We start from the raw sequence: 24,398 nt of genomic DNA on the forward strand, positions 1-24,398 counted from the left end.
GCGGATGTCGCAGGCTGTCGCCGTCACGACCGAGCAGACCGTGCTCGGCGAGGGCGCCCGGTGGGACGATCGCTACGGCGAGCTGCTGCGGGTCGACATCCTCGCCGGACGGGTGTTCCGCGACCGGGTCGACGACGACGGTGCGCTCATCGCTGTCACTGCGTACGACGTGCCCGGCACGGTGGGCGCGATCGCGCCGGTCGAGGGCGACGACGGTTGGATCCTCGCCGCGGGACGCGGATTCCTGCACCTGCGTCCCGACGGCGCGCTGCGCACGGTGCTCGCCGACGTCGTCGACGAGGGCACCCGGATGAACGACGCCGCCTGCGATCCGCAGGGTCGGTTCTGGGCGGGCACCCTCGCCGACGACCACCACGAGGGCGGGGGCGCGCTCTACCGCCTCGATCGGTCGGGCGCCGTCGAGGTCGTGCTGCGCAACCTCACGATCTCGAACGGGCTGGGCTGGAGTCCCGACGGGCGCACGATGTACCTCGTCGACAGCGGGCCGCGCGTGGTGCGCGCCTTCGCGTTCGACGGCGCAGAGGGCACCGTCTCCGACGGGCGCGTGCTCGTGTCGGTGCCCGAGGAGGTCGGTTCGCCCGACGGCATGACTATCGATGCATCCGGGGGCCTCTGGGTGGCGATCTACGGCGGAGGGCGCGTGCACCACTACGCGCCCGACGGCGAACTGCGTCAGGTGCTCAGCGTGCCGGCCGCGCAGTCCACCTGCTGCGCCTTCGCGGGGCCGGGCCTGCGGCGCCTCTACGTGACGACCGCGACCGAGAACTGGTCCGACCATCAACGTCGGGCCGAGCCGGCGGCGGGGGTCGTGTACCGGTTCGAGACGGATGCCACGGGGACGCCGGCCGCCCCGTTCAGACCGGATCCGGCGTGGTGGGGCGCGATGTCGGGCTGACATCGCCGCACCGCATCGGATTCGACGTGCCTGCGGGCGAGGGAGAACAAGGGGGACGAAATGGATGAGCAGATGATGGACGTGCTGGTGGCCGGATATCCGGACATCGAGACGGCCCGACGGGACTTCGACGCGCTCGTCGAGCTCGTGAGGGCGAAGACGGTGCGGATCGAGGGCGCGATCCTCGTGGTGCACGAGGCCGACGGCGAGGTGACCGTCGCCGACACGGGCGACCACCTCGGTCGCAGGGGTGCTGGCTGGGGCGCGGGTGTCGGACTCGCGGTGGGTCTGTTCGCGCCCGCGTTGATCCCCGCGATCGCCGTCGGTGCGGCGGGCGGCGCCCTGGCGGGCGTCTTCACCGACCACCGCCTGAAGAGCGGAATCGCTGACAGCATCGGCGCGAACCTGCCTCCCGGGCGGGCGGGCATCGTCGCCGTGTTCGACGACGAGCACCGGCTCGCGGTCGAGCGGGCGCTTCCGGGATCGCCGGCGAAGTCGATCGCGCAGTCCGACGGCCACAGCCTCGGTCGGCTGAAGGCGTCGCTCGCCGAGGCGGCTGGCAAGTTCGCGCCCGACCGTACGGTGCTGCCGTTGAAGGACCCGGCGTTCGGCGGCACGGCCGGCCGCACCATCGACCAGTCGGTGGCCGACTGGACCGTCGTCATGACGCCGAAGCCGCCCGCGGGCGCGCCGAACGTGCTCGTCGTGCTCATCGACGACGCCGGCTTCGGCAACCCGAGCACGTTCGGCGGACCGATCGACACGCCGACCATGACGCGCGTGCAGCAGATGGGCCTCACGTACAACCGCTTCCACGTGACGGCGATCTGCTCGCCGACGCGAGCGGCGCTCCTGACCGGGCGCAACCAGCATCGAGTCGGCTTCGGCTCGATCGCCGAGTACCCCGGGCCGTTCCCCGGCTACACGGCCGCGGTGCCGAAGAGCTGCGCACCCGTCGCACGGGTCCTCAAGGACAACGGATACGTGACGGGCGGCTTCGGCAAGTGGCACCTCACGCCGGACAACCTGCAGGGTGCCGCCGGCCCGTTCGACCGCTGGCCGAGCGGCTGGGGCTTCGACCACTGGTGGGGCTTCCTGAGCGGCGCCGCGGGGCAGTACGACCCGATCATCACCCAGGACAACGCGACGCTCGGCGTCCCGGAGGGTGCCGACGGGAAGCAGTACTACTTCCCCGACGACATCACCGACAAGGCCGTCGAGTGGCTGCATGCCGTGCGTGCGCAGAGCCAGGACAAGCCGTGGTTCATGTACTACTCCACCGGCTGCGCGCACGCTCCGCACCACGTGCAATCGGAGTGGGCCGACCGATACAAGGGGAAGTTCGACGCCGGCTGGGACGAGTACCGCAAGACGGTGTTCGCGCGGCAGAAGGAGCTCGGCATCGTGCCGCAGGACGCCGAGCTCACCGAGCGACCCGACCTGTTCCCCGCGTGGGACTCGCTGTCGGACGCCGAGAAGACGCTCTACGTGCGCCAGATGGAGGTGTTCGCGGGCTACTCCGAGAACGCCGACTGGAACGTCGGGCGGCTCATCGACTCGATCGACGAGATGGGCGACCTCGACAACACGCTCATCTTCTACATCTGGGGTGACAACGGCGCGAGCATGGAGGGCACCATCACGGGGTCGTTCAACGAGCTCACCTTCCTCAACGGAGTTCCGCTGACGCCCGAGCAGCAGCTCGAGCTGATCGACCGGCACGGCGGCATCGAGGAGCTCGGCGGCGTCGACACCGCACCGCACTACGCCGCGGCGTGGGGCTGGGCCGGGAACACCCCGTTCAAGTGGGGCAAGCAGACGGGCAGCCATCTCGGCGGCACGCGCAACCCGATGGTCGTCGCGTGGCCCGATCGCATTCCGGGGGGCGGCGAGCTGCGCTCGCAGTTCACGCACGTGATCGACGTGGGTCCCACCATCCTCGAAGCGGTCGGGCTGCCCGAGGCGAAGTCGGTCGACGGCATTCAGCAGGAGCCGATGGATGGTACGAGCTTCGCCCACACCTTCGACGACGCGGCCGCCGAGGAGCGCCACACGGTGCAGTACTTCGAGTCGATGGGCAACCGCGCGATCTACAAGGACGGCTGGTGGGCCTGCGCCCGGCTCGACCGGATCCCGTGGGACTTCTCACCCGCGACCATCGCGAAGCTCGCACCGGGCGTGTACGACCCCGAACAGGACACCTGGGAGCTCTACTTCCTCCCCGACGACTTCACCCAGGCGCACGATCTCGCCGCCGAGCAGCCCGAGAAGCTCGCCGAGCTGAAGGAACTCTTCTGGCAGGAGGCCGAGCGCAACCGGGTCCTGCCCCTGCTCGGCGGAATGTCGGTCTTCTTCGGCATCCTCCCGCCGCTGCCCACCACGACCCGGTTCACCTTCCACGGCGACGTCCAGAACGTGCAGCGCGGCATGATCCCCCGCATCTACGGGCGCTCCTACGCCATCGAGGGCGAACTCGTCGTGCCCGAGGGCGGTGCCGAGGGTGTGATCGTGGCGAACGCCGACGAGATCGGCGGGTTCGCGCTCTGGGTCGACGGCGACGGGCTCCTGCACCATACCTACTCGATGCTCGGCGTCGAGCAGTACCGGCAGGTCTCGACCGAGCCACTGCCGACGGGGAGAGTCGCGGTGCGGATGCAGTTCGACGCCGACGAGCTCAAGCCGGGCACGGGCGGCACGGCGTCGCTGTGGGCGAACGGGACGAAGATCGGCGAGGGCCGCATCGACCGCACCGTGCCGGTCGCGTTCAGCTCCTACTCCGGCATGGACATCGGGCGCGACAACGGGCTCGTCGTCGATGCCGCCTACAAAGAGCAGGCGCCCTATGCGTTCACGGGAGCCGTCCACACGGTCGTGTTCGACCTCAAGCCCGCACCCCACTCGGTCGAGCGGCAGTTCCACCACGCCGCCGGCGCCGCCGGGGTCGGCTCGGGGGCGGCGGGCTAGCGCGTTCCGCGGCGCCCGGGGCGGCGGAACAACAGGATGACGCTGAGGAGCAGGACCCACGCGGGGAAGAGCAGCGGGGTCCACTGGCGCTCGCCGGAGGCGACGAGCAGGACCAATGCGATGAGGTACCCGAGGTAGAACACCCATCGAGGCACCGATGAGGTCCGCAGCCCGACGGTGCTCACCGAGAGGGTGAACACCGCCGCCATCCGCATCGCGTACACCGAGATGAGCGTTTCGGTGCTCGTCCGGCTGAATGCCCACAGATCGGCATCGGCATTCGGGCTGTCGACCATCTCCAGCATGCTGACCGATGTCACGGCTCCCATGAACACCATGCTGAGGAACAGCAGGCCGCTGCCGAGGAAGACGGTCGAGAACAGCCGGTCCTCGATCTCGGCCAGCTGCTCGCGCACCACGCCGATGAACCACAGGAACGCGATGCCCGCGAAGGGCACCAGATTGAGGCCCCACAGGATGAGGGTCCTCCGCGCCGCATCCGACCGGAACTCCTCGAACCCACCTCCCGAGGCTGCGAGGCGCATGAGGATCATCGCCGCCATGAGCAGGAGCGCGAACGCGATTCCCGCGATCGCCGCCCCGCGCCGTGTCCGCCAGAAGGGAGGAGTCGGAACCGGGGGTTCGGTCGTTCCTGCCGCGAGATCATCCGTCATGGCGCTCCTCAGTCTTCCTCTTCTTCGCCTTTTCCGTCGCGTTCTCCGCCTCTTCCGTCGCGAGTCGGCGGCGCAGCGTCGTCGACCAAGGGAGCCTTGGGATGACGACGCGGCAGTCCGCGCACGGCCACGTCGGCGACCGCGCCGCCCGGCTCGGGCCCACGTGCCGCCGCCGCACGACCGTAGCGCGCCGCGAGGGGTGCGGCGCTGGCCCCGTGCGCGATGACGCTGAGGAAGACCGTCGCCGCGATGACGGTGACGGCGAGCGCGGCGTCGGATTCGCCGAGTTCCTCCAACGCGAGGAGCGCGAACACCAGCGATGCGAGCCCCCTCGGGCCGAACCAGCCGACGAACAGCACCGTGTTGCGGTCGAGACCGGATCCGATCGTCGCGATCGCGACCGGGACCATGCGCACGATGGTGAGGCTCAGGACGGCGTACAGCACCAGCATCGGGCTGAGGCCGTCCAGGAGGATCGGGATCGCGATCGCCCCGAAGGCCAGCCAGACCAGAAGTGAGACCAGCCCGCTCGCCTGCTCGAGGAACACCAGTTCCGCCCGGCCGCGTCGCCCGGCGGTGGCGCCGAAGGCCAGCCCGCCGCAGAACGCCGCCACGAACCCGTTACCGCCGACGGCGATGGCCACCAGGTAGGCGGTGAGGGCGAGCGCCAGCACGGCGACCCCTGCGAAGTCCTCGGCGACCCATCCCTTGCGGCGCGTCAGGCGCAACAGGGCGCCGCCCGCGCCGCCGATCACGACGCCGATGAGCGCGCCGATCGCGAGCTGCGCGAGGGCCGTGCCGAGGCCCGCTGCGCCCTCCACTCCCTCGACGGCCGCCGCACCGGCGATCGCGAACATCACGACAGGCGTCGCGATGCCGTCGTTCAAACCGCTCTCAACGGTGATCAGCCGACGTATCCTCGACGGCACGGCCGGGTTCGTCACGACGGGCACGCCGAGCGCCGCATCGGTGGGGGCCAGCGCCGCGGCGACCAGCAGTGCGAGCCAGCCGTCGAGCTCCGGGAACAGCCATCTCGCCAGGCCCCACCCGGCGAGGATGGTGAGGGGCAGGCCGATGCCGAGCAGGCGGGAGTACCGTCCGAGGTCGGCGCGCAGGTCCTGCACACGCACCCGTGCGGCATCGGAGAACAGCACCCATACCAGGGCGACCTCCGCCAGCGGCTTCAGCGTCTCCGGAGCCGCGGCGGCGTCGACCAGCCCGAGGCCCACCAGGCCCGCGCCGAGGGCGGTGAAGACGATCGGGGCGGCGAGGTCGGCTCGCTCCAACCGGGCCGCGACGGTTCCCCAGAGGAAGATCGCCGCCAGCACCAGCAGCACCGCCACCGCGTCCATTCCCACCTCGCCCCATTGCGTGGCCCTGCGACGCACCACTCCCATGCCGACGTGATCTCAGCATCTCCAAGGGCCGACGGCAGGCACGGGCCATTGGTCCTGTCACTCCGTCGCGGCGGGACGTTCGGCCCCGACGGGCGGTGCGGCGGGGTGGGATGCAAACATGTTTCGCAGGAGGTAGGCGATGAATCGACCGATGAGCTCGGCACCCGTTCCGTTCACGAGCGACGACTATGCGGCCCGGATGGCTCGCGTGGTCGACGACTCCCGCGCTGCGGGTCTTGACGGCGTCATCGTGACGCCCGGGCCCGACCTGGTGTGGCTCACGGGCTATCGGCCCACCGCCCTCACGGAGCGATTGACGATGCTGGTCCTGCTGCCCGACGCGCGCCCGACGCTGCTCGTGCCCGCGCTGGAGCGACCCGATGCCGAGGCCGCCGAGGGTTCGGCGAGCGTGGGCATCGTCGACTGGGCCGACGGCGCGGACCCCTACGCGTCGGCAGCTCGACTGCTGCGGCCTGACGGGCGGTTCGGCATCTCCGATTCGGCGTGGGCGATGCACCTGCTCGGGCTGCAGTCGGCCCTGCCCGACACTCGGTACCGGGCGCTGAGCCAGGGCCTGCCGATGATGCGAGCGATCAAGGACGACGACGAACTCGCCCGTCTCGCGGCGGCGGGCGCCGCTGCCGACGCGACCTACGGAGAGATCGTGAACGTGCGGTTCGCCGGTCGGCGCGAGACGGAGGTGGCGGCAGACCTCGCCATGCTCCTGCGCGAATTCGGGCACGAGCAGGTCGACTTCACCGTGGTCGGTTCAGGCCCGAACGGGGCGAACCCGCACCACGAGGCGGGCGATCGCGTGATCGAGCAGGGCGATGCGGTCGTGCTGGACTTCGGCGGCCTCATGCACGGGTACGGGTCGGACACGACTCGCACGGTCTGCGTCGGGGAACCGTCGGCGCAGGTGCGGGAGGTGCACGACGTCGTCAGGCGAGCGCAGCAGACGGCGTTCGAGGCGGTGCGTCCGGGAGTGCCGTGCCAGGAGATCGACCGGATCGCCCGGGCGGTCATCACCGACGCGGGGTACGGCGAGGCGTTCATCCACCGCACGGGCCACGGCATCGGCGTGACCACGCATGAGCCGCCGTACATCGTGGAGGGCGAGGAGCAGCCGCTCCGACCCGGGATGTGCTTCTCGATCGAGCCGGGCATCTACCTCACCGGGCGCTTCGGCGTGCGAATCGAGGACATCGTCACGGTCACCGACACGGGCGGCGAGCGCTTGAACACCACCGACCACGGCCTCCACATCGTCGAGTAGCCGGCGCCGCCGGAGTCGGGCCGTCGCTTCCACCCGCCGGAACCGCGGCACCGCGCGGCCCTCCACCTCCACGGTCTCGAGGAACATCGCGAGCGGGCGCACCCACGCGCCGTGGTCGCCGTACAGCTGCCGGTAGACGACGAGCTCCTCCTCGGTCTCGCTGTGCCGCGCGACGAGGAGTACCTCGTAGCGGGCGCCCTTGTAGTGCTCGTAGACGCCGGGCTCGAGCCGCGTCGGCGATGCGGCGGTGGGTTCGCTCATGGGGTCATCGTACGGATGCCGCGTGGCTCGCGGCATCCGTCGTCCGCGGCGTCAGCGGCGGCCCCACCCCTCGATCGCTGCTCCGCCGGCTGCCGGCACGGTGACCGATGCCACCTCCTCGAGTCGCGGGTGCCGCTCGTCGCCGTCGTCCACCTTGCCCGTGTGCCATGTGAGCTTCAGGCCGTCGGGCCCGTCCTGCAGCAGGGCCAGGTTGTTGTCGAACCACGGACCCTTCACGGTGTGCCAGCGGAACGGGGCATCCGGAACCTTCACCGAACGAGCCGCCGCAGCGCCAACCGGGGTCGCGGCACCGTACGACATGACCACCGCGAACCAGCGCAGGAAGCGGGGGAGCGGGTTGCGCACGGGCGAGCAGACCGACTGCAGGATGCGCCCGCCGCCGTCGCGTTCGACCTCGGCGAGGTACGAGTAGTGCACGTCGCCTGACAGGAACGTGACGGACTGGGGCGCCGGGCCGCGCTCGCCGTCGGCGACCTCGGTCACCATGCGTGCCACCGCCTGGAAGCTGTTCTGGAACACCGCCCAGTGCTCCAGGTCGACGGCCTGGCGCAGGCGTTCGCCGATCCAGGCGGCCGCCCGGCCCCAGGCGCCCTGGGCGATCGCTTCGTCCCAGGCCTCGACGTGGTGCAGGCCCATGGGCAGGAGGAATGGCAACGAGGTGGCCACGAGCACGTGCCGGAATCCGCCGCGCAGCTGCTCGTCGAACCAGGCGAGCTCCTCGGCGTCGAGGAGGCCCCGTGCGTCCGGCGTGAGGTCGCGCGCGGCTCGCGAGTCGACCACGATGAGGCGCACGTCGTCGATGTCGCGCGCGTAGCTCCAGCGGAAGCTGGTCGGGTCCTGGTCGGCACGATCGGCGAACGCGTCGAGCGCGTCGCTGAGGTCGAGCTCGTCGTCGCCGCGGTGACCGGCCACGCGTTGCCACAGCTGGTCTCGTGCACGCTCTTGCGGCGACAGGTTACCGAGGTGCTGGTACACCCAGTACGACGCGAGGCCGGCCACGATGCGGCCGTGCCACCACGACGTGGCCTCCATCTTCTTCTTCCAGTCGAGCGAGGCATTCCAGTCGTCGCGCACGTCGTGGTCGTCGAAGATCATGGCGGTCGGCACGGTCGAGAGCAGCCAGCGGTTCGCGTCATCCGACCACGCCAGCCGGTAGAGATGGGCGTACTCCTCGAAGTCCTTCAGTTCCTTTCCGGGTTCCTTCCGGATGTCGCGCCGTTCGCGGATGAAGTCCTGCATCGCCTTCGACGTGAGGTCGGCGTACACCTGGTCGCCGAGGAAGAGCAGCAGGTCGGGTCGGATGTCGCTGCCCTCCGCCATCGCGAGCGCGTATGCGCGCATCGAATCGACGCCGTGCGTGCGGTTGCCGGTGCGGTCGTGCGGCACGCTCGTGCGGCATGAGCCGTAGGCCATCCGCAGGGGCCGGCCGGGCGTGCGCGTGACGATCAGGGGTGGCGGGTGGTCGGAGTCGGGTTCGGGCCAGACCTGCTCGCCGTCGATCTCGACGCGGTACGGATGCTCCGAGCCCGCGTCGAGGCCGTCGACCTCGACGAGCGCGTAGTGGTGGCCGTGCACGGCGAACGTGCGAGCCTGCCATACGCGGTCGCCCAGGTGCACGCTCACCCGGGAATCCGCTCGCGTCTCGACCCAGACGCTGGCGGACGTCTCGTCGACGTATCGCAGCATCGGGCCCAGCACGAGCGGCGATGTCACCATGTGTTCTGTTCTACCCGCCGGTGCATCCCGCTGCCACGGGTTGACTCGGTGGGTGGTGCTGCGCCCGGCGTCAGGAGTAGCGTGCACCCCGAGACGAGCGGTTGGGGGGCTGCCATGTCGAACATGTACACGGGTGTCCGGAGGATCAGGGATGCCGCGATGCGCCAACGCTGCGCCGAACGGCTCGTGACGATGCGGGCGTCGCTCGCACCGCTGCGGGCCAAGCGCAAGGACTCGTCGATCCTGCTCGCGACCTGGAACATCCGCGACCTGGGGTCGAACAAGTTCAACCCGGCCGGGCGCCTCGACGAGTCGTTCTACTACCTCGCCGAGGTCGCCTCGTGCTTCGACCTCATCGCCCTGCAGGAGGTCAACCAGGATCTCGACGACTTCGAGCGGCTGGTGGGTATCCTCGGCCGCAACTGGAACTACCTGCTCACCGACACGACCGAGGGGAGCCGGGGCAACGGCGAACGCATGGCGTTCCTGTTCAACCGCGACAAGGTGTGGTTCCGCAACATCGCCGGCGAGATCGTGCTCCCGAAGGGTCAGCTCGTGGTGCCCGCGAGGGCCGTGCGGCCACCCGACGAACAGGGCAGCGCCGAGCGATCCCTGGTTCCAGACCTGCCGACGACGAAGCCCGAGCAGATGGAGGGGCAGCAGTTCGCCCGCACGCCGTTCCTGGTCGCGTTCCAGGCGGGCTGGTTCCGGTTCAACCTCTGCACCGTGCACATCTACTACGGCAAGGACTCAGGGCAGGCGCTGCAGCAGCGCATCGGCGAGATCAAGGCGCTGGTGTCGTTCTTCGCCAAGCGGCACGACAAGGAGAGCAAGGGCGTTCCGCCGCAGCAGGCCGAGAACTACGTGCTGCTCGGCGACTTCAACGTGGTCAGCCCCGAGCACGAGACCATGCAGGCGCTCACCGCGAAGAAGTTCAGAGTGCCCGAGCAGATCGACGGCGCGCACCTCACCGATCGCAACCACTTCTACGACCAGATCGCGGTTCGCGTGAAGGACCCGCGGTTCAAGGTGACCGACGGCGGGATCCTCGACCTCTACCAGGACGTGTTCACCGACGCCGACCTGCCGCTCTACGCCGACCTGGTGCCGAAGACGCCGAAGAACCTCTCCGAGCTCAAGCGATACCAGCGTTGGCGCACCTGGCAGATGTCGGATCACAGCCCGCTCTGGGTCGAGATCGAGACCGACTTCTCCGACGACTACCTGCGGGACATCAGCGGCGCGCCGTGAGGCGCGGTGCGGTCGGATGTCGCGGCCGCGCGCACTCAGAAGAGCTCGTCGCCGGGCGCCTCGGCCGCCTGGCGGACCCAGTCCACGAAGCGTTGCTCGTCGAGCTCGTCGTCTTCGTGGATGTCGAGGTAGCGCACGCGCTCATGCTTCGATTCGCCCGGCGGGGGCGGATCGAGGGATTCGCCGTTCAGCCAGGTCACCTTCACGTACCGGTCGAAGCAGTGGAAGCTGAGGAACCATCCATTGCCCTCGATGCCGTAGTAGGGCGAGTTCCAGCGGACCGCCTTGCGCACGTCGGGAACGGTTCGCACGATGAGGTCGTCCAGTGCGCGGCCCACGTCGCGTTTCCACCCCGGCATCGCGTCGAGGTAGGCCTGCACCGGCGCGTCGCCGTCGCCTTTCGGAATTTGCGGGTTGCCGCCTGACAGCAGTTGCGGCTTCCCCGATGCCTTCTCTGCCATGGTTCCAATCTACGCTCGGGTTGTGAGGGTGTCGATCGAGGCGAGGAACCTCGTGATCGAGCGCGCCAGCGCCGTCGCGTCCTCGAGCATGGGCAGATGGCCCGTGCCGAGTTCGTCCGTCCATGCGGCGTCGAGGCGCCGGGCGAACGTCCGCTGGAGCTGAGGCGGCAGCTCGCGGTCGCGCGAGGTGACGACGTACCCTCGCGGCCCGTCGAGGGCGGTGCGTGCGGCGGCCCGTGCGGTCGCGTCCCGGTAGAGGCCCGGCGACTCAGGGGCGAAGTCCGCGATGATGCGTGCGGTGGTCGGTTCGTCGAGGCCGTCGGCGATGCCGCGGCGGATCGCGGCGTCGGGCGGCCGGGTTCCGGCGAGCCGCATGGCGACGCCGAGCAGCCATCGGTTGGGCAGCGGCATCGCGGAGATGAAGGATCCGCCCGGCTTCGGGATGACGGCGGTGACGGCGAGGAACGCGCTGACCCGGTCGGGCGCCAGTCGTGCCACCTCGGCGCCGATCACGCCACCCGACGAGTGCGCGACGATCGCGAACCGTCCGGCCGGCGCCGACCGGAGCGCTGCCTCGGCATAGTCCCGCAGTCGGGCGGTCGTCGCCGACGCGGGTCGTGCTGCCACCCGTGTGTCGTGCTCGTCGCTCAGCGCGCGGCGCGTGTCGTGCCAGATCCATTCGGGAAGGCCTGCGCCGCTGATCAGCAGAAGGGGCTCGTGTGAGGTGCTCATGCCTCCATCGTCGTAGCGCGACGTGTCACCGGTATGTCACCATTTGTGCATGAACCGCACCGACCGCCTGTACGCCCTCCGTGAGGAGCTGCGGCGCGCCGGGTCGGCCGGGCGCACCGCGGAACGTCTCGCCGAGACCTTCGAGGTCAGCGTGCGGACGATCAAGCGGGACATCTCGACCCTGCAGCACGGCGGGTTCCCGGTCTGGGCGCGCCCCGGACCGGGCGGTGGCTACGTGGTCGACCCCGCGGCCACGCTGCCGCCCGTGAACTTCACCGACGCCGAGGTCTCCGGCCTCGCCGCCGCCGTGGCCGCCCACCGGGGGCAACCGTTCGACGGCCACGCCCGCGCGGCGCTCGTCAAGATCCTCGACGTGATGGACGCCCCGGCACGAGCGCGCGCGACCGACCTCGGCGCCCGACTGTGGATCGACCACGTCGACACCCCGTCCACCTCCCGCGTCCGTCACGCCGTGGAGCAGGCGCTCCACGAACGACGCGTGCTCTCGCTGCGATATCGCGACCGCAACGGCGAACTCAGCACCAGGCCGGCCGACCCGATCCTGCTCGCGAACACGCGCGGGGCGTGGTGGTTCGTCGCGTACTGCCACCGCAGCGAGGGCATCCGGTGGTTCCGGCTCGACCGCATCGAGTCCGCGCACCTCACCGCGGAGCCCGCGGCCGACATCCCCGTCTCCGAGGTCGGCGTACCGCCCGCGAGCGCCCAGGCCGTCGCCGACCTCTGATCGGCGGCGGCGCCGCCGCGTGCCCGGTCCGATCTCGGGTTGAATGGACGGATGCCGATTCTGCCGGACGTGCGCGATCCTCGACTCATCACGATCCGCCGGGGCGGCACGCTGACCGACGAGGACCACCGGCTGATCGCCGAATGGTCGGCGCAGTGCGCCGAGCACGTGCTGCCGCTGTTCGAGCGCGAGGACCCGCACGATCCGCGGCCCCGGCAGGCGCTCGAGGTCGCGCGGGCGTGGATCCGCGGCGAGGTGCCGATGAAGGTCGCCCACCGCACCGCGTTCGTCGCCAATGCGGCGGCGCGAGGGAGAGGGGATGCCGCGAGGTTCGCCGCGCTCTCGGCCGGCCAGGCGGTCGCCGTTGCCCACGTCGCCGCGCACGACCTCGGCGCGGCCGCCTACGCGATCCGTGCCGCCGAAGCGGCCGCCGATCCGGATGACGCGGACGCAGCGCGCCGACGGGAACGCGACTGGCAGCGCGCGCAGCTGCCGGAGTCGCTGCGCGCGTTCGTGCTCGAGGACCAGCGGGCGCGCGACGACATCTGCTGGCACGTGTTCCGCGACTGATCGGCCGTCAGCCCGGCCGTTTCGCGGCTCGGACGCCGTAGCGGCACCGGGTTGTGGATAAGTCGCCGCCGGGGCATCCACTCGCCGCCAATATGGTGCGCATGACGGACCCCGTGCGCACGATCGCCGAGCGGGTGCGCACGCGGGTGCTCCGCGACGGGGTCGATCTCATCGGCGACAGCGGGCTCGCCGCGCGTTACGCCGACGAGGAGGTGCGGCGCTACAGCGAGCGCGCGCTCGCCGGCGCGCACGCCCAGCTCGGTGATGAGTCGGGCACCGCACGCGAGGTCGTGGCATCCATCACCGGGTACGGGCCGTTGCAACCGTTCTTCGACGACCCGACCGTCGAGGAGATCTGGATCAATACCCCGACACGGGTCTTCATCGCGCGCAACGGCGTCGCCGAGCTCACCACGGTCGTGCTCTCCGATCGGGAGGTGCGGGAACTCGTCGAACGGATGCTCCAGCACTCGGGTCGCCGGGTCGACCTGTCGTCGCCCTTCGTCGACGCGTCGCTGCCCGACGGGTCGCGGTTGCACGTCGCCATTCCCGATGTCACGCGGGCGCACTGGGCGGTGAACATCCGCAAGTTCCATCGCAGCATCCGCACCCTCGGCCAGCTCGTCGAGTTGGGCTCGCTCACCCGGCAGGCGGCGGAGTTCCTGCGCATGAGCGTGCTCGCGGGCGCCAACATCCTCGTCTCGGGTGCGACGCACACCGGCAAGACGACCATGCTCAACGCCCTGATGTCGTCGGCTCGCCTCGACGACCGTGTGGTGACGGTCGAGGAGACCTTCGAACTCGACCTCGACGTGCGCGACGTCGTCTCGATGCAGTGCCGCCAGCCGAGCCTGGAGGGCACGGGCGAGATCACGCTCCGCCGTCTCATCAAGGAGGCGCTGCGCATGCGTCCCGACCGGCTCGTCGTGGGGGAGGTGCGCGAGGCGGAGAGCCTCGACCTGCTCATCGCGTTGAACTCCGGCCTGCCCGGCATGTGCACGATCCACGCGAACACCGCGAGCGACGCGCTCGTGAAGCTCTGCACGCTGCCGCTCCTCGCCGGCCGCAACATCGATGCGTCGTTCGTCGTGCCGACCGTCGCGAGCTGCATCGACGTCGTCGTGCACCTCGGCATCGACCGCGACGGCGCCCGCCGCGTGATGGAGATCGCCGCGGTCATGGGAACGACGACGGATGCCGCGATCGACGCCGAGGCGATCTTCCACCGCCGGGCGGGAGCGCTCGAGCCGACCGGCGCACGACCCGCACGGCTCGAGAAGTACGCGGCCGCCGGGCTCGACCCCGAGATCGTGCTTGCGCGGGCCGTCGCATGAGCCTCGTGCTCGGCGCCGTCTTCGGCCTCGGCGTGCTCCTCGTGCTCTCGCCGCTGCTGTGGCCGGCGCGAGGTGAGCGGCCGCCGCGGCAGGGCGGGGCGGGGGACGCGATCCGCGATGCCCTCGCCCTCGCCGGACTCGGCGCCGTGCCGTTGCCGGTCGTCGTCATCGTCTGCGGCGCGATCGCCACGCTCGGCGGTGCGCTCGCACAGGCCGTGTTCCAGATTCCCGTGCTCACGCTCGTCGCGACGGTGCTCGGCGCGGCACTCGTCCCGGCGCTCGTCAACGCTCGCGCCCAACGGCGCCGCATCGCGAACCGCACCGTCTGGCCCGACGTCGTCGATCACCTGGTCGCGTCGGTGCGGGCGGGCATGTCGCTGCCCGACAGCGTGGCCGCCCTCGGCGAGCTCGGTCCGGCGCCGACCCGGGCCGCATTCGCCGAGTTCGACGCCGACTACCGCCGGAACGGCAACTTCTCGGTCTGCATCGATCGGTTGAAGGCCGCCCTCGCCGACCCGACGGCCGATCGCATCCTCGAGACGCTGCGCATGGCGCGGGAGGTCGGCGGCAGCGACGTCACCGCGGTGCTGCGGGGGCTCGCCGGATACCTGCGAGAGGATGCCGCCCTCCGGGCCGAGGTCGTCGCCCGCCAGTCGTGGATCCGGAACGCGGCTCGGCTCGGCGTCGCCGCCCCCTGGCTCCTGCTGCTCGTGCTCGCCTCGCGCCCCGAGACGCTCGAGGCGTACGACTCGGCGGCGGGCAGCACACTCATCGTGGTGGGCGTCGCGGTCACGCTCGTCGCCTACCGTGCGATGACCGCGCTCGGCCGCCTCCCCGAGGAGCGCCGATGGTTCCGTTGAGCGCGGTGGCGCCGCTCGGGATCCTCCTCGGCGCGACCCTCGGGCTCGGGCTCTGGCTCGTCACCTCCGCCGTGCCGCGCATCGGACGCCCCCGGCTCATGGAGCGCGTCGCGCCGTACGTCGCCGATCTCTCGCCCGAGGCGCGCGCGATCCTCGCCCGACGAGTCGCCGACCCCACTCCAGTGCTCGGTCTCGTGGTGCTGCCCGCGGCTCGTCGGCTCCGATCGTTCGTCTCGGCGTGGCTGGGCGGCGGTGACACGATCGCCAAGCGCCTGCGCCAGGCCGGTTCGTCGGCGTCGGTCGAGCGATTCCGCGGCGAGCAACTCGCGTGGGCGGCCGCGGCGTTCGCGGTCGCTTCGGCGCTCGTGATCGCCGCACCGACCTTCAGCGCGATGCCCGCGATCCTGCGGGTCGCCTTCCCGTTCGTGTTCGCGGCGCTCGGCGCGGTCGTGCGCGACTGGATGCTGCAACGTCGTGCACGCCGCCGGCTCGCTCGCATCTCATCGGAGCTGCCCACCGTGCTGGAGTTCCTGACGCTGAGCCTCACGGCCGGTGAGGGCATGCTCGACGCCATCCGGCGAATCGCGTCGGCCGGTTCCGGCGAGTTGCCCGGCGAGTTCGCACGGGTCGTCACCTCGGTCGGCGCCGGAGCGTCGCTCGGCGCCGCCCTCGCCGACCTCCGCGACGAACTCGAGCACCCGGCGCTCGCCCGCGCCCTCGACCAGGTGCTGGGCGCCCTGGATCGTGGCGCTCCGCTCGCGACGGTGCTGCGCGCCCAGGCAGGCGATGCACGCGAGGAGGCGAAACGCACCATCATCGAGCTCGCCGGCCGCAAGGAGATCGCGATGCTCGTGCCCCTCATCTTCCTGATCCTGCCCGTGACGGTGGCCTTCGCGCTGTTCCCGGGCTACCTCGTGCTCCAGGCGGGCTTCTGATGGCCCGCATCCCGTATCAGCGACGCACCGGTGGGTGCAGCGACGAAAGGAATCACCATGCGAGAGCAGCTGATCGCACGCCTGCGCGAGGAACGCGGCGACGTGCCCGGATGGGTGCTCATCACGCTCATGACGGCCGGGCTCGTGATCGTGATCTGGGGGCTCGCCGGCCCCGCGCTGAGCGGCGTCTTCGATCAGGCGATCAGCCGGGTACTCGGGTTCTGAGCACTCGGGTTCTGCGCGCCCTCGCCCGTGACGAGCGGGGGTCCGCCGTCGCCGAGTTCACGCTGGTCGGCGTCCTCCTGACCGTGCTCGCGCTCGCGGTGGTGCAGCTCGCGCTGGCGCTCCACGTGCGCAACACGCTCCTCGACGCGGCGGCCGAGGGCGCGAGGTACGCGGCCCTCGCCGGCTCGTCCGCAGCAGACGGCGTCGCTCGGACGCAGGACCTCATCGCCGCCGCCATCTCAGCGGAATACGCCGACGGCGTCACCGCAACGGCGACGTCGATCGGCGGCATCCCCGCGGTCGAGGTGACGGTGCGAGCGACCCTCCCCGTCGTCGGGCTCCTCGGCCCCGAGCGCGCATTGGAGGTCTCGGGCCATGCGGCGATCGAGACTGTCGGCTGACGACGGCTCGGCGTCGCTCGAGTTCCTCACGGTCGGCGTGCTCCTGCTCGTCCCGCTCGTCTACCTGGTGCTCGCCGTCGCCGCGGTGCAGGCGGGCGCGCTCGGCGTCGAGGGCGCTGCGCGGCAGGCGGCGCGCGTCGCCGTGCTCGCGGCCGATCGGGATGCATCGGATGCCGCGGTCGATCGTGCGGTGCGCGTCACGCTCGCCGACTACGGGATCGACGCGGCCGAGGCATCCGTCACCGTCGACTGCGACCGCGCCGACTGCCACGAGCCCGGAGCCAGGGTGACCGTCTCGGTGGTCGCTCGCGTGGAGCTGCCGCTCGTGCCCGACGTGCTCTCACTCTCGACGATCGGCAGCGTGCCGGTCGAGGCGACCGCCACGCAGACCGTGTCGCGGTTCGCGGGGGAGCGGCCATGATCGCCGCGCTACGCCGGCCGGCCGGCCGAGCCGATGACGGGTCGACGCTGCTGCTGACGATCTTCTACTGCGCGCTCGGTCTCGCGATCGTGCTGGTGGTCGCCTCGGCGACGACCCTGTACCTCGAACGCAAGCGGCTGCTCACGCTCGCCGACGGCGCCGCACTGGCCGGGGCGGAGGCATGGCGGCTCGACGCCGTGCGCATCGACGGCGACCGGCTCACCATCGAGCTCGACGACGGCGACGTGCGGGCCGCCGCCGCCGAGTATCTCGGCGACGCGGCATCGGGCCTCGACGACGTCGAACTCGTGCGCGCGGCATCCGACGACGGACGCAGTGCCACCGTCACCCTCCGCTCCGTGTGGCGGGCGCCCATCGACACCGCGCTCGTGCCGGTCGCGGTGCCCATCGAGGTGACCGTGACGGCGCGGTCGGTGTTCCACTGACGCTGGTGCGGCCTGCGAGCGCGGTGAGTGGCCGCACCGCCCTCGACGATCAGTTGACCTGCGACAGCCCCGAACCGAGGAGCTGGAACAACCGTATCTTCCGTTCGATGGCCACGTCGTCGGTCGGCAGGTCCCAGATGTAGACGGGCTCGGTGGGGGTGTAGTACAGGGTTCGCGACGACGTGACGACCTCGACCTCGTCACGCGGGCGTCCGTCGAACGTCGGTTCGGTCTGCAGCGCCGAACGGATGATGGTGCCGAGCGAACTGCCGTCCTCCGCCGAGAGCATGTGCCCCACGTGGTGCGGCTTCAGCCCCTTCGCCTGCAACTGCCGCAGCGGCCTGGGGTCGGTGCCGTGCACGTTCGGCCAGCAGACCTTGCAGCTGCGCACCCCGTCGAGGTGCTGCGCGGACTCCCGGGTGAGGAGCAGCGGCAGGGGGAGACGGTAGCCGGGGTCGCCGCCGAGCCGGGCGCGATGACGGTCGTCCCATCGGGAGTGGCGATCGAGGTGGGGCTCCAGCACCGAGCACTCGAGGCGATGCAGCACCCGCTCCCGGTCGCGGCCCGTGTCGGCTCCGGCGACCGCGAACTCGGCGCCGTCGCCGAACGCCTGCCTGAGGGTCTCGAGCTCATCCGCGACGATCCGGTTCACCAGCGCGTCGGTCTCGCTCGAAGCGGGCCGCTCGGGGTCAGGTCGTTCCATCCGCAGTGACTCCGCTCTCTTCGCCTCGGGGCCACGGCCCTCATGCCGAGGCTACTCGACCGGCGAGCGCTTCCGGTGCAGCCGTGCGGGGCGACACGCTGACGACCTCAGCCGAACGCGGTGGCGGCGTCTGCCGCGGCGGCGGCGGCGCGTGGCGCGGCCACGATGCGGTTGACTGGGAGCATGACCGACGGCCGCACGACTTCCGGATGGCGCAGCACCTCGCTCGCCGCCATCATCGGGCTCATCCTCGCGGTGGGTTCGCTGTTCCTCCCGGCCACCGGCGCGCTCGCCGTCTCGGGCGGGGCGATCGTGCTCGGCGTCCTCGGTCGGCGGCAACTGAAGCGCGACCCGAGCACGGGCCCGGCCTGGGTGTCGCTCGCCGCCCTCATCATCGGCGGGTTCGTCTTCGTGTCGCAGGCGATCATCCTCGCCATCGTCTACGTCGGGCGCTGAGCCGCGCGGGCTCCGCGCGGGCTCTCCGCGGCCTCCGCGCGGGGGCCGCGAAGGTCGCACCCCGACCTGAGCACCGCCTCTGCCGGATTGAGCAAGGAGTACCCATCCGGCCGGTGGCGTCGGGGCGGCATCCTTCTGGTACCACCCCGCCCCGGAAGGAACCAGCATGCTCGCCCTCATCTCCGCCATCGGGTTCGGCATCGCCGCGGGCGGTCTCGTCGGCGCGATCGCCACCGGCGACCCGCTCTACACGATCACGTGGAGCATCGCGTTCGCGATCGCGTCGATCGTCGGCGTGTTCGCCGCGGTGGGCACCTTCGCGCGTGGCATGCGCGCCGCGGCATCCGACCCCGAACGGCAGACCGGTGAGCTCGCGCTGGCGCGCGTGGAGAGCATCCGGCGCACCGGGTTCACCGTCAACGACCAGCCCCAGTGCGAGATCCAGCTCACCGTCGCGCCGCGCCACCGCCCGCCGTACACGACGGCGCATCGCCAGATCGTCGACATCGTCGAACTCCCGCAACTCCAGCCCGGCTCGGTCATCGTCGTGCGCCGCCCCGACGCCGAGAAGGCCAACGTGCTGCTCGAGCTGTCGCCGCCCGAGGACTGGGCAGGGCTGCGCGACGCCGAGCGGCTGCGCACCGGCGACGAACGCACGGTGCCGCTCGCGTCGCAGGCGACGGCCTGGGCCTCGGAGCCGCAGACCCTCTCGGGCGCGCCGAGGGTGAAGCGGCCCGCACGCCCGTGGCGCCGACTGCTGTTCGCCGGGGCGTTCGTCGCGGCGGCCGCCCTCGTGCTCGTGCCCGCCTACGACTCGATCGCGCGCACCGCGCAGGCGTGGGCATCGGGGAATCCGGATGCCGCGGGCGTCGTGCTCGGCAACCGCCACCAGGAGATCGTCGACGCGCTCGCTGCCGAGACCGGCGGCACGCAGTTCGTGCGCATCGGCTTCTACGACGGCTACGCGATCGCGGCGGCGCCGTCGGCGCCGGGCGCGCTCACGATCGACACCTACCAGTTCCGGTACGACCGCACCGAGCGGCAGGGCCCCGAGCTCATCCAGCCCGACGACCCGGCAGCGGCCCTCTTCGACGCCGACGAGGTCGATTTCTCGCGCATCCCCGAGCACATCGCCACGGCCGCAGCGCATGCGGGCATCGACGACCCCGACTCGGTGATCGTGGTCGTCGACCGCGCCCTCATCGCCGACCAGGCGGGCGCACGGCCGGTCGAGGTGATGGTGATGCTCGATTCAACCTACGAGGACGCGAGCGTCGTGATCGACCCGGAGACCGGCGAGGTGCTGCGGTAGCGGATGCAGCGGGGGATGCTGCGGGGGAGCGGATGCCCCGTGCCGCCCGCCGCACGCACGAGCGGTCCCGATGGCCGAAGCCACCGGGACCGCCCCCCATTTCTCGCCGGCGTCAGTCGTCGCCGGTTGCACGGCGGCGCAGTCGCACCGCCAGTACTGCGGTCACGCCCGCGAGGAGCGTGCCGAGGCCGATCACGAGCGGCACCGTGAGGTCGGCGCCGGTCTTGGCCAGCTTCGAGGCATCCGTCGACGTGGTCGCCGTCGCGGTATCGGCCGGAGTCGTCGGCGTCGCGGTCGGCGGCGCCGTCGGGGCGGGTTCCTCGGTGTCGGGGTCCTCGCCGCCAACACCACCGGCGGGCTCGCAGCCCGGCCGCTTCTCCTCCTCATCGAGCCACTTGCACTTGAACTCGAGCGCACCCGGAATCGTGGACTGCTGCTCGAACAGCTTCGGAATGTCGAAGGTCGAGTCGAGGATCCGGTAGTTCACGCCGTTGTGGCGCACCATGTAGTCGCCCGTGACGCGCTGATAGGCCGGGGAGAGCTCGTACCAGCCGACGGAGCGACCCTCGACGTTCATCTCGATCTTGTCGGACCACTCGTCGGCTTCCATCTGCTTGCGTTCATAGCCGAACTCCATGGACAGCTTGAAGGCCTTCGCCCACGTGTACGACATCTCCCACTTGAGCTCCCAGATGTTGGTGATCTCTCGCGTGTGGGACACGTCGTGACTGGACGACTGATCGACGTAGCCGTTGTTCGTGATCGGGGTTCCCACCACGACCGGATCCTTGAGCACGTCGACGATGCCGAAGGGTACGTAGGAGCATTGCGACGACGCACTCACGCACGACTGCTCGATGATCTGCTGCGCCAGGTGCTTCTGCGTGACCGGCGTGTACGGGATCACGCTGACCGTGAAGTCGACCTTCCAGTCGCCTCGGCCGTCGACATCCGAGCCGTGCATCGTGCACTCGTAGGGCGAGTAGCCCTGCTTCACACCGCCCGTGAGCGGGTCGCCGAGATAGATGTGGCACTCCGACGTGTGCTCGAACTCGCTGGATCGCCTGTTCTCGGCGAAGCCGACGACGTAGAACGGCGTCGTCCTGCCGTTCTCGACGATGCGGTACCCGAAGTCCATCCGTGCGCCGTCGCCGCCCTCGGCGTTGCGGCGCTGCACCACCCAGCTCGAGGTCTGGCCCGACGCGAGGGCGTCGGTGGTGTCGTCGGTGATGGTGGTGCCGTTGAGCTCGGCCTTCTGGTTCAGCGATTCGTACCAGGCCTTGTCGAGCGAGACGGCGCCGGTCGGGGTGACCGTGCCGCGCACCGTGGCCCACACGAGCGAGGTGACCGTGAACTTGACGATGGCGCGGTTGTCGCGTGACTCGGTCTCGTGGTCGCACGCGTAGGGCGAGTCGTTCTCAGCGTCGACCTGCACGAGGGATCCGCCCTCCGAGCGATAGATGTCGCAGACGCCGCTCGCGCCGCCGCCCCACTCCACCGAACCCTTGATCCAGTACGCGGTCGGCACGCCGCGCTCGACGATGCGATACGCGAAGTCGGCGCCGATCGTCGCCGCGCTGCCGCTCGCGTGGAACCCGCCCATCGCGTCGGGGGTGGCGGTCGGGAAGACCTGGGAGAGGTCGGTGTTCGCGTGGGCGGTGACCTCCCCATCGGCGAGTGCGATCTCGCCCTTCGGCAGCATCCAGGCCTCGAGCGTGCGCGACTCCGCGGCGTAGGCGGCGGATGGAAGGAGCGCGGCACCGGCCGCGATGGCCGCGGCGGCGAGGCCGGCGAGCGCGGCGCGGAGCGCACGACGGTCGCGGCGTCGGGATGGGTTTCGTGGGTGCATCCTTCGACGGTAGGAAGTCGCCGTGCGGTGCCGACATGGGCCTAGGTCGCCACTCACGGAGTGCGCATGCCCCCAGAACGGGTGATCGGATGCCGCGGCGCGGCGTCACTGGAGACCGACCCGCCCGCCCGCCATGATGGAGCGCATGGCGACCGACGTGCTCACCGCCGCAGCCGACGAGCTCTACGCCCTCGTGCCCGAGGAGTTCACGGCGGCGCGCAACACACGCGCGAAGGACGCCAAGGCCGCGGGGGACCGGGAGCTCGGCGACCTCATCGGCGCGCTGAGGAAGCCCTCGCCCGCCGCGTGGATCGTGAACCAGCTCGTGCGGAGGCACCCCGACGAGCTCGACGAGCTGCACGACCTCGGCGAGGAGCTGCGCGACGCGCAGGCGTCGGGCGACGGCAAGGCCCTCACGAGTATCGGCGCCGAGCGGCGCAGGCTCCTGTCGGCGCTCCTGCGACAGGCGATCGAGCTCGCGGATGCCGCGGACCGGTCGCCCTCGCGCGCCGTGCTCGACGAGGTCGAGCAGACGCTCATCGCTGCCACCGTCGACGAGGCGGCGGCCTCGGCGCTCGCCACGGGCCGACTCGTGCGGAGCCTGCAGGCCGTGGGATTCGAGCCCGTGGAGCTCGACGGAGCCGTCGCCGGCGAGGCATCCGCTGCTCCGCAGACCACACGACGATCTGCTCGCGCCGCGCGCCCCGAGCGACCGACGAAGCGAGGCGGAGGGGGGACGGCAACCGACGACGAGCGCCGTGCCGAGCGCGAACAGGCCGAGCGCGACGCGAAGGCCGAGCGGGATCGCGCGGCGCGTGAGCAGGCCGAGGCCGACCTGCGCGACGCCACGGAGCGCGCCGAGGCGGCACAGCGCGCGCTCGCCGAGGCGGAGGACCAGCTGCAGGCCGCCGAGTGGAACGCCGACGAGCTGCGCGACGAGCGCCACGATCTCGAGGCGCGGTTGAAGGAGCTCCGCTCCGAGATCGCCGAGGCCGAACGCGACGAGCGCGAGGCCGAGCGGGTGTGCGCCAAGGCCGCGGTCGCCGTCGACCGGGCGCGCGACGACGTCGAGGCGGCCGAGGCCGCGCTCGCCGCGCTCGACTGAACCGCGCCAGTCGACGGAACCGCCGCGGCTCAGTCGTGCGAGCCGCGCGGCCGGCGGGGCAGGTATCGCGGCACGTACCGCCAGAGGATCGCCGCGCCGGCCAAGCCCAGCACGCCGATCGTCGCGCTCGCCGCCATGATCGACGCGATCGAGGTGATCGCCGAGATGAGCAGCGGCGCCACCGCGTGGCCCGCGTGGCCGATGGTGCGGAACGCGCTGAGGAACGGCGCGGGGTTGCCCTTCGGTGCGAGGTCGGCGCCGAGGGTCAGCAACACGCCGCTCGTGAGCCCGTTGGCGATGCCGAAGAACACGGCGACGATCGCGAACCACAGGTCGCGCTCGGTCAGGTCGTGCGTGAACGCCAGCACGAGGTGCCCGGCGGCGAGCCCCACGAGACCGGGGATCGCGCCCCAGAGTCGGCCGAACCGATCCATCACCTGGCCGCTCACGTAGAACAGCCCGAAGTCGATGGCGGCCGCGATGCCGATGACGAGGGATGCCGCGTCGGCCGGCATGCCGATCGACACCGCCCAGAGCGGCAGGATCACCGTGCGGCTCGCCCGCACCGCGCCGAGGAATCCGATGCCGGTGCCGACCCGCGCGAGCACCGCCCGATGCGCCACGATCGCCCGGAACACGCCATGCGACGCGGCATCCGCCTCGGCCTCGCCCTCGGTGAGCGGGCCGGCGGAGGTGGAACGCACCACGCGCGCCGCCCCGAACGTGCGCTCGGGGTCGGGCAGGAGCAGGAGCACCACGACCACGGCGAAGCACGCGGCGACGAGCACCCAGACCACGAGCTCCGGCGAACCCGACCACGCGATGATCGCGGCCGCGGCGAACGGGCCGACGGCCCACCCGCCCCGGAACACGCCGCCGAGCGTCGACAGGGCGCGCGCCCGGACCCGCGCCGGCACGTAGCTGGTGAGGAACGCGTGGCGCGCGAGCCCGAAGACGGAGGTCGCGAGTCCGAGCAGGAACACGCCGATGCCGAGCGCGAGCGCCGTCGGAGAGACGACGGCGATGAGGGCTCCGGTGACCGCGAGCATCGCCGCGCCGATCATGGCGTTGCGCTCGCCGATGCGGGCGACGAGCCAGCCCGCCGGGAGGTCGCCCACGAGTTCGCCGACCATGAGCATCGACGCGATGAGGCCGGCGATCGCGAGCGAGGCGCCGCGCTCGGTCGCGACGACCGGGATGACCGGGATGAGCGCGCCCTCGCCGAACGAGAAGATGAACGTCGGCAGGTAGGCCGGGAGGATGATCGAGCGCCACGAGAACGAGGGCGTCGGATCGGTCATCACCTCGACGCTACACCGGGGCGCGACCGCGCAGGTCGCGCCCAGCGCGGGCCACTAGGCTGGGAA

At 71.3% G+C, this 24,398-nt stretch carries 24 protein-coding genes and 1 pseudogene; 16 read left to right on the plus strand and 9 right to left on the minus strand.

Features of this window, described 5'->3' with window-relative positions; translation table 11 throughout:
* The first annotated feature begins 4 nt into the window (after positions 1–4).
* Positions 5–916: an SMP-30/gluconolactonase/LRE family protein gene (locus tag EZM51_RS09300; protein ID WP_136707972.1), complete on the plus strand. Its 912-nt coding sequence runs from the start codon at positions 5–7 to the stop codon at positions 914–916.
* 60 nt (positions 917–976) lie between these two features.
* Positions 977–3,880, plus strand: coding sequence for an arylsulfatase (locus EZM51_RS09305; protein ID WP_136707973.1), 2,904 nt, complete (start codon positions 977–979; stop codon positions 3,878–3,880).
* Here the strand turns inward: EZM51_RS09305 and EZM51_RS09310 are convergent.
* On the minus strand, positions 3,877–4,554 hold the full coding sequence (locus tag EZM51_RS09310; protein WP_136707974.1) for a hypothetical protein: 678 nt from the start codon (positions 4,552–4,554) through the stop codon (positions 3,877–3,879). The two genes, EZM51_RS09305 and EZM51_RS09310, sit on opposite strands and share 4 nt — an antisense overlap.
* 8 nt (positions 4,555–4,562) lie before the next feature.
* Positions 4,563–5,906: a cation:proton antiporter gene (locus tag EZM51_RS09315; RefSeq protein WP_136707975.1), complete on the minus strand. Its 1,344-nt coding sequence runs from the start codon at positions 5,904–5,906 to the stop codon at positions 4,563–4,565.
* A 196-nt stretch (positions 5,907–6,102) separates the two neighbouring features.
* Between EZM51_RS09315 and EZM51_RS09320 the strand changes: the two genes are divergently transcribed.
* Positions 6,103–7,227 (plus strand): aminopeptidase P family protein, encoded by a 1,125-nt coding sequence (locus EZM51_RS09320; RefSeq protein WP_136707976.1) that lies wholly within the window; start codon positions 6,103–6,105, stop codon positions 7,225–7,227.
* Positions 7,228–7,275: 48 nt separating this feature from the next.
* Here EZM51_RS09320 and EZM51_RS09325 read toward each other — a convergent pair.
* Together EZM51_RS09325 and EZM51_RS09330 are read right to left on the minus strand one after the other, a co-directional pair.
* Positions 7,276–7,524 (minus strand): annotated as a pseudogene (locus EZM51_RS09325) (DUF1653 domain-containing protein); the annotation flags it as partial.
* Between the two features lie 15 nt (positions 7,525–7,539).
* Complete coding sequence (locus tag EZM51_RS09330; RefSeq protein WP_136707977.1) at positions 7,540–9,225, minus strand: alkaline phosphatase D family protein; 1,686 nt, start codon at positions 9,223–9,225, stop codon at positions 7,540–7,542.
* Between the two features lie 114 nt (positions 9,226–9,339).
* Between EZM51_RS09330 and EZM51_RS09335 the strand changes: the two genes are divergently transcribed.
* Positions 9,340–10,476 (plus strand): endonuclease/exonuclease/phosphatase family protein, encoded by a 1,137-nt coding sequence (locus tag EZM51_RS09335; protein WP_136707978.1) that lies wholly within the window; start codon positions 9,340–9,342, stop codon positions 10,474–10,476.
* 35 nt (positions 10,477–10,511) lie between these two features.
* Here the strand turns inward: EZM51_RS09335 and EZM51_RS09340 are convergent, their stop codons facing one another.
* Positions 10,512–10,937: a DUF1801 domain-containing protein gene (locus EZM51_RS09340; RefSeq protein ID WP_136707979.1), complete on the minus strand. Its 426-nt coding sequence runs from the start codon at positions 10,935–10,937 to the stop codon at positions 10,512–10,514.
* 9 nt (positions 10,938–10,946) lie between these two features.
* On the minus strand, positions 10,947–11,669 hold the full coding sequence (locus EZM51_RS09345; RefSeq protein ID WP_136707980.1) for an alpha/beta hydrolase: 723 nt from the start codon (positions 11,667–11,669) through the stop codon (positions 10,947–10,949).
* Positions 11,670–11,718: 49 nt separating this feature from the next.
* On the opposite strand from EZM51_RS09345, the gene EZM51_RS09350 reads away from it, so the two are divergent.
* The 9 genes from EZM51_RS09350 (at position 11,719) to EZM51_RS09385 (ending at position 17,606) form a co-directional block, all read left to right on the plus strand.
* Positions 11,719–12,414: a WYL domain-containing protein gene (locus tag EZM51_RS09350; RefSeq protein WP_136707981.1), complete on the plus strand. Its 696-nt coding sequence runs from the start codon at positions 11,719–11,721 to the stop codon at positions 12,412–12,414.
* A 51-nt stretch (positions 12,415–12,465) separates the two neighbouring features.
* Complete coding sequence (locus EZM51_RS09355) at positions 12,466–12,984, plus strand: putative immunity protein (RefSeq protein ID WP_136707982.1); 519 nt, start codon at positions 12,466–12,468, stop codon at positions 12,982–12,984.
* Between the two features lie 101 nt (positions 12,985–13,085).
* A complete protein-coding gene (locus EZM51_RS09360; RefSeq protein WP_211195871.1) occupies positions 13,086–14,318 on the plus strand; it encodes an ATPase, T2SS/T4P/T4SS family in 1,233 nt (410 codons plus the stop codon).
* Positions 14,315–15,178, plus strand: coding sequence for a type II secretion system F family protein (locus EZM51_RS09365; protein WP_136707984.1), 864 nt, complete (start codon positions 14,315–14,317; stop codon positions 15,176–15,178). Before EZM51_RS09360 ends, EZM51_RS09365 begins: the two co-directional genes overlap by 4 nt.
* Entirely contained in the window at positions 15,166–16,113 is a 948-nt protein-coding gene (locus tag EZM51_RS09370; protein WP_136707985.1) for a type II secretion system F family protein, read from the plus strand. The genes EZM51_RS09365 and EZM51_RS09370 overlap by 13 nt, the downstream gene beginning before the upstream one ends.
* 57 nt (positions 16,114–16,170) lie before the next feature.
* Positions 16,171–16,338: a hypothetical protein gene (locus EZM51_RS20525; RefSeq protein ID WP_169053852.1), complete on the plus strand. Its 168-nt coding sequence runs from the start codon at positions 16,171–16,173 to the stop codon at positions 16,336–16,338.
* A gap of 11 nt (positions 16,339–16,349) precedes the next feature.
* Entirely contained in the window at positions 16,350–16,739 is a 390-nt protein-coding gene (locus EZM51_RS20530) for a TadE/TadG family type IV pilus assembly protein (RefSeq protein ID WP_248305572.1), read from the plus strand.
* Entirely contained in the window at positions 16,714–17,160 is a 447-nt protein-coding gene (locus tag EZM51_RS09380) for a hypothetical protein (RefSeq protein ID WP_136707987.1), read from the plus strand. The genes EZM51_RS20530 and EZM51_RS09380 overlap by 26 nt, the downstream gene beginning before the upstream one ends.
* Positions 17,157–17,606 (plus strand): pilus assembly protein TadG-related protein, encoded by a 450-nt coding sequence (locus tag EZM51_RS09385; RefSeq protein WP_136707988.1) that lies wholly within the window; start codon positions 17,157–17,159, stop codon positions 17,604–17,606. Before EZM51_RS09380 ends, EZM51_RS09385 begins: the two co-directional genes overlap by 4 nt.
* Positions 17,607–17,655: 49 nt before the next feature.
* On the opposite strand, the gene EZM51_RS09390 is transcribed toward EZM51_RS09385, so the two are convergent.
* Positions 17,656–18,309, minus strand: coding sequence for a hypothetical protein (locus EZM51_RS09390; RefSeq protein WP_136707989.1), 654 nt, complete (start codon positions 18,307–18,309; stop codon positions 17,656–17,658).
* A gap of 183 nt (positions 18,310–18,492) precedes the next feature.
* On the opposite strand from EZM51_RS09390, the gene EZM51_RS09395 reads away from it, so the two are divergent.
* Positions 18,493–18,765 carry a hypothetical protein gene (locus EZM51_RS09395; protein ID WP_136707990.1) on the plus strand — a complete coding sequence of 91 codons (273 nt, stop codon included), beginning with the start codon at positions 18,493–18,495 and terminating at the stop codon, positions 18,763–18,765.
* A gap of 166 nt (positions 18,766–18,931) precedes the next feature.
* Positions 18,932–20,077, plus strand: a complete 1,146-nt coding sequence (locus EZM51_RS09400; protein WP_136707991.1) for a hypothetical protein — start codon at positions 18,932–18,934, stop codon at positions 20,075–20,077.
* A gap of 112 nt (positions 20,078–20,189) precedes the next feature.
* Here the strand turns inward: EZM51_RS09400 and EZM51_RS09405 are convergent, their stop codons facing one another.
* The gene (locus tag EZM51_RS09405) at positions 20,190–21,926 is read right to left on the minus strand and encodes a hypothetical protein (RefSeq protein ID WP_136707992.1); all 1,737 of its coding nucleotides are present in this window, start codon (positions 21,924–21,926) and stop codon (positions 20,190–20,192) included.
* Between the two features lie 145 nt (positions 21,927–22,071).
* Here EZM51_RS09405 and EZM51_RS09410 point away from each other — a divergent pair, with 145 nt between their 5' ends.
* A complete protein-coding gene (locus EZM51_RS09410; protein WP_136707993.1) occupies positions 22,072–23,031 on the plus strand; it encodes a hypothetical protein in 960 nt (319 codons plus the stop codon).
* 29 nt (positions 23,032–23,060) lie between these two features.
* Here EZM51_RS09410 and EZM51_RS09415 read toward each other — a convergent pair whose 3' ends face one another.
* The gene (locus EZM51_RS09415) at positions 23,061–24,332 is read right to left on the minus strand and encodes an MFS transporter (RefSeq protein WP_136707994.1); all 1,272 of its coding nucleotides are present in this window, start codon (positions 24,330–24,332) and stop codon (positions 23,061–23,063) included.
* Between the last annotated feature and the right edge of the window lie 66 nt (positions 24,333–24,398).

The sequence above is a fragment of the Agromyces sp. H66 genome (assembly GCF_004959775.1).
Lineage (GTDB): Bacteria > Actinomycetota > Actinomycetes > Actinomycetales > Microbacteriaceae > Agromyces.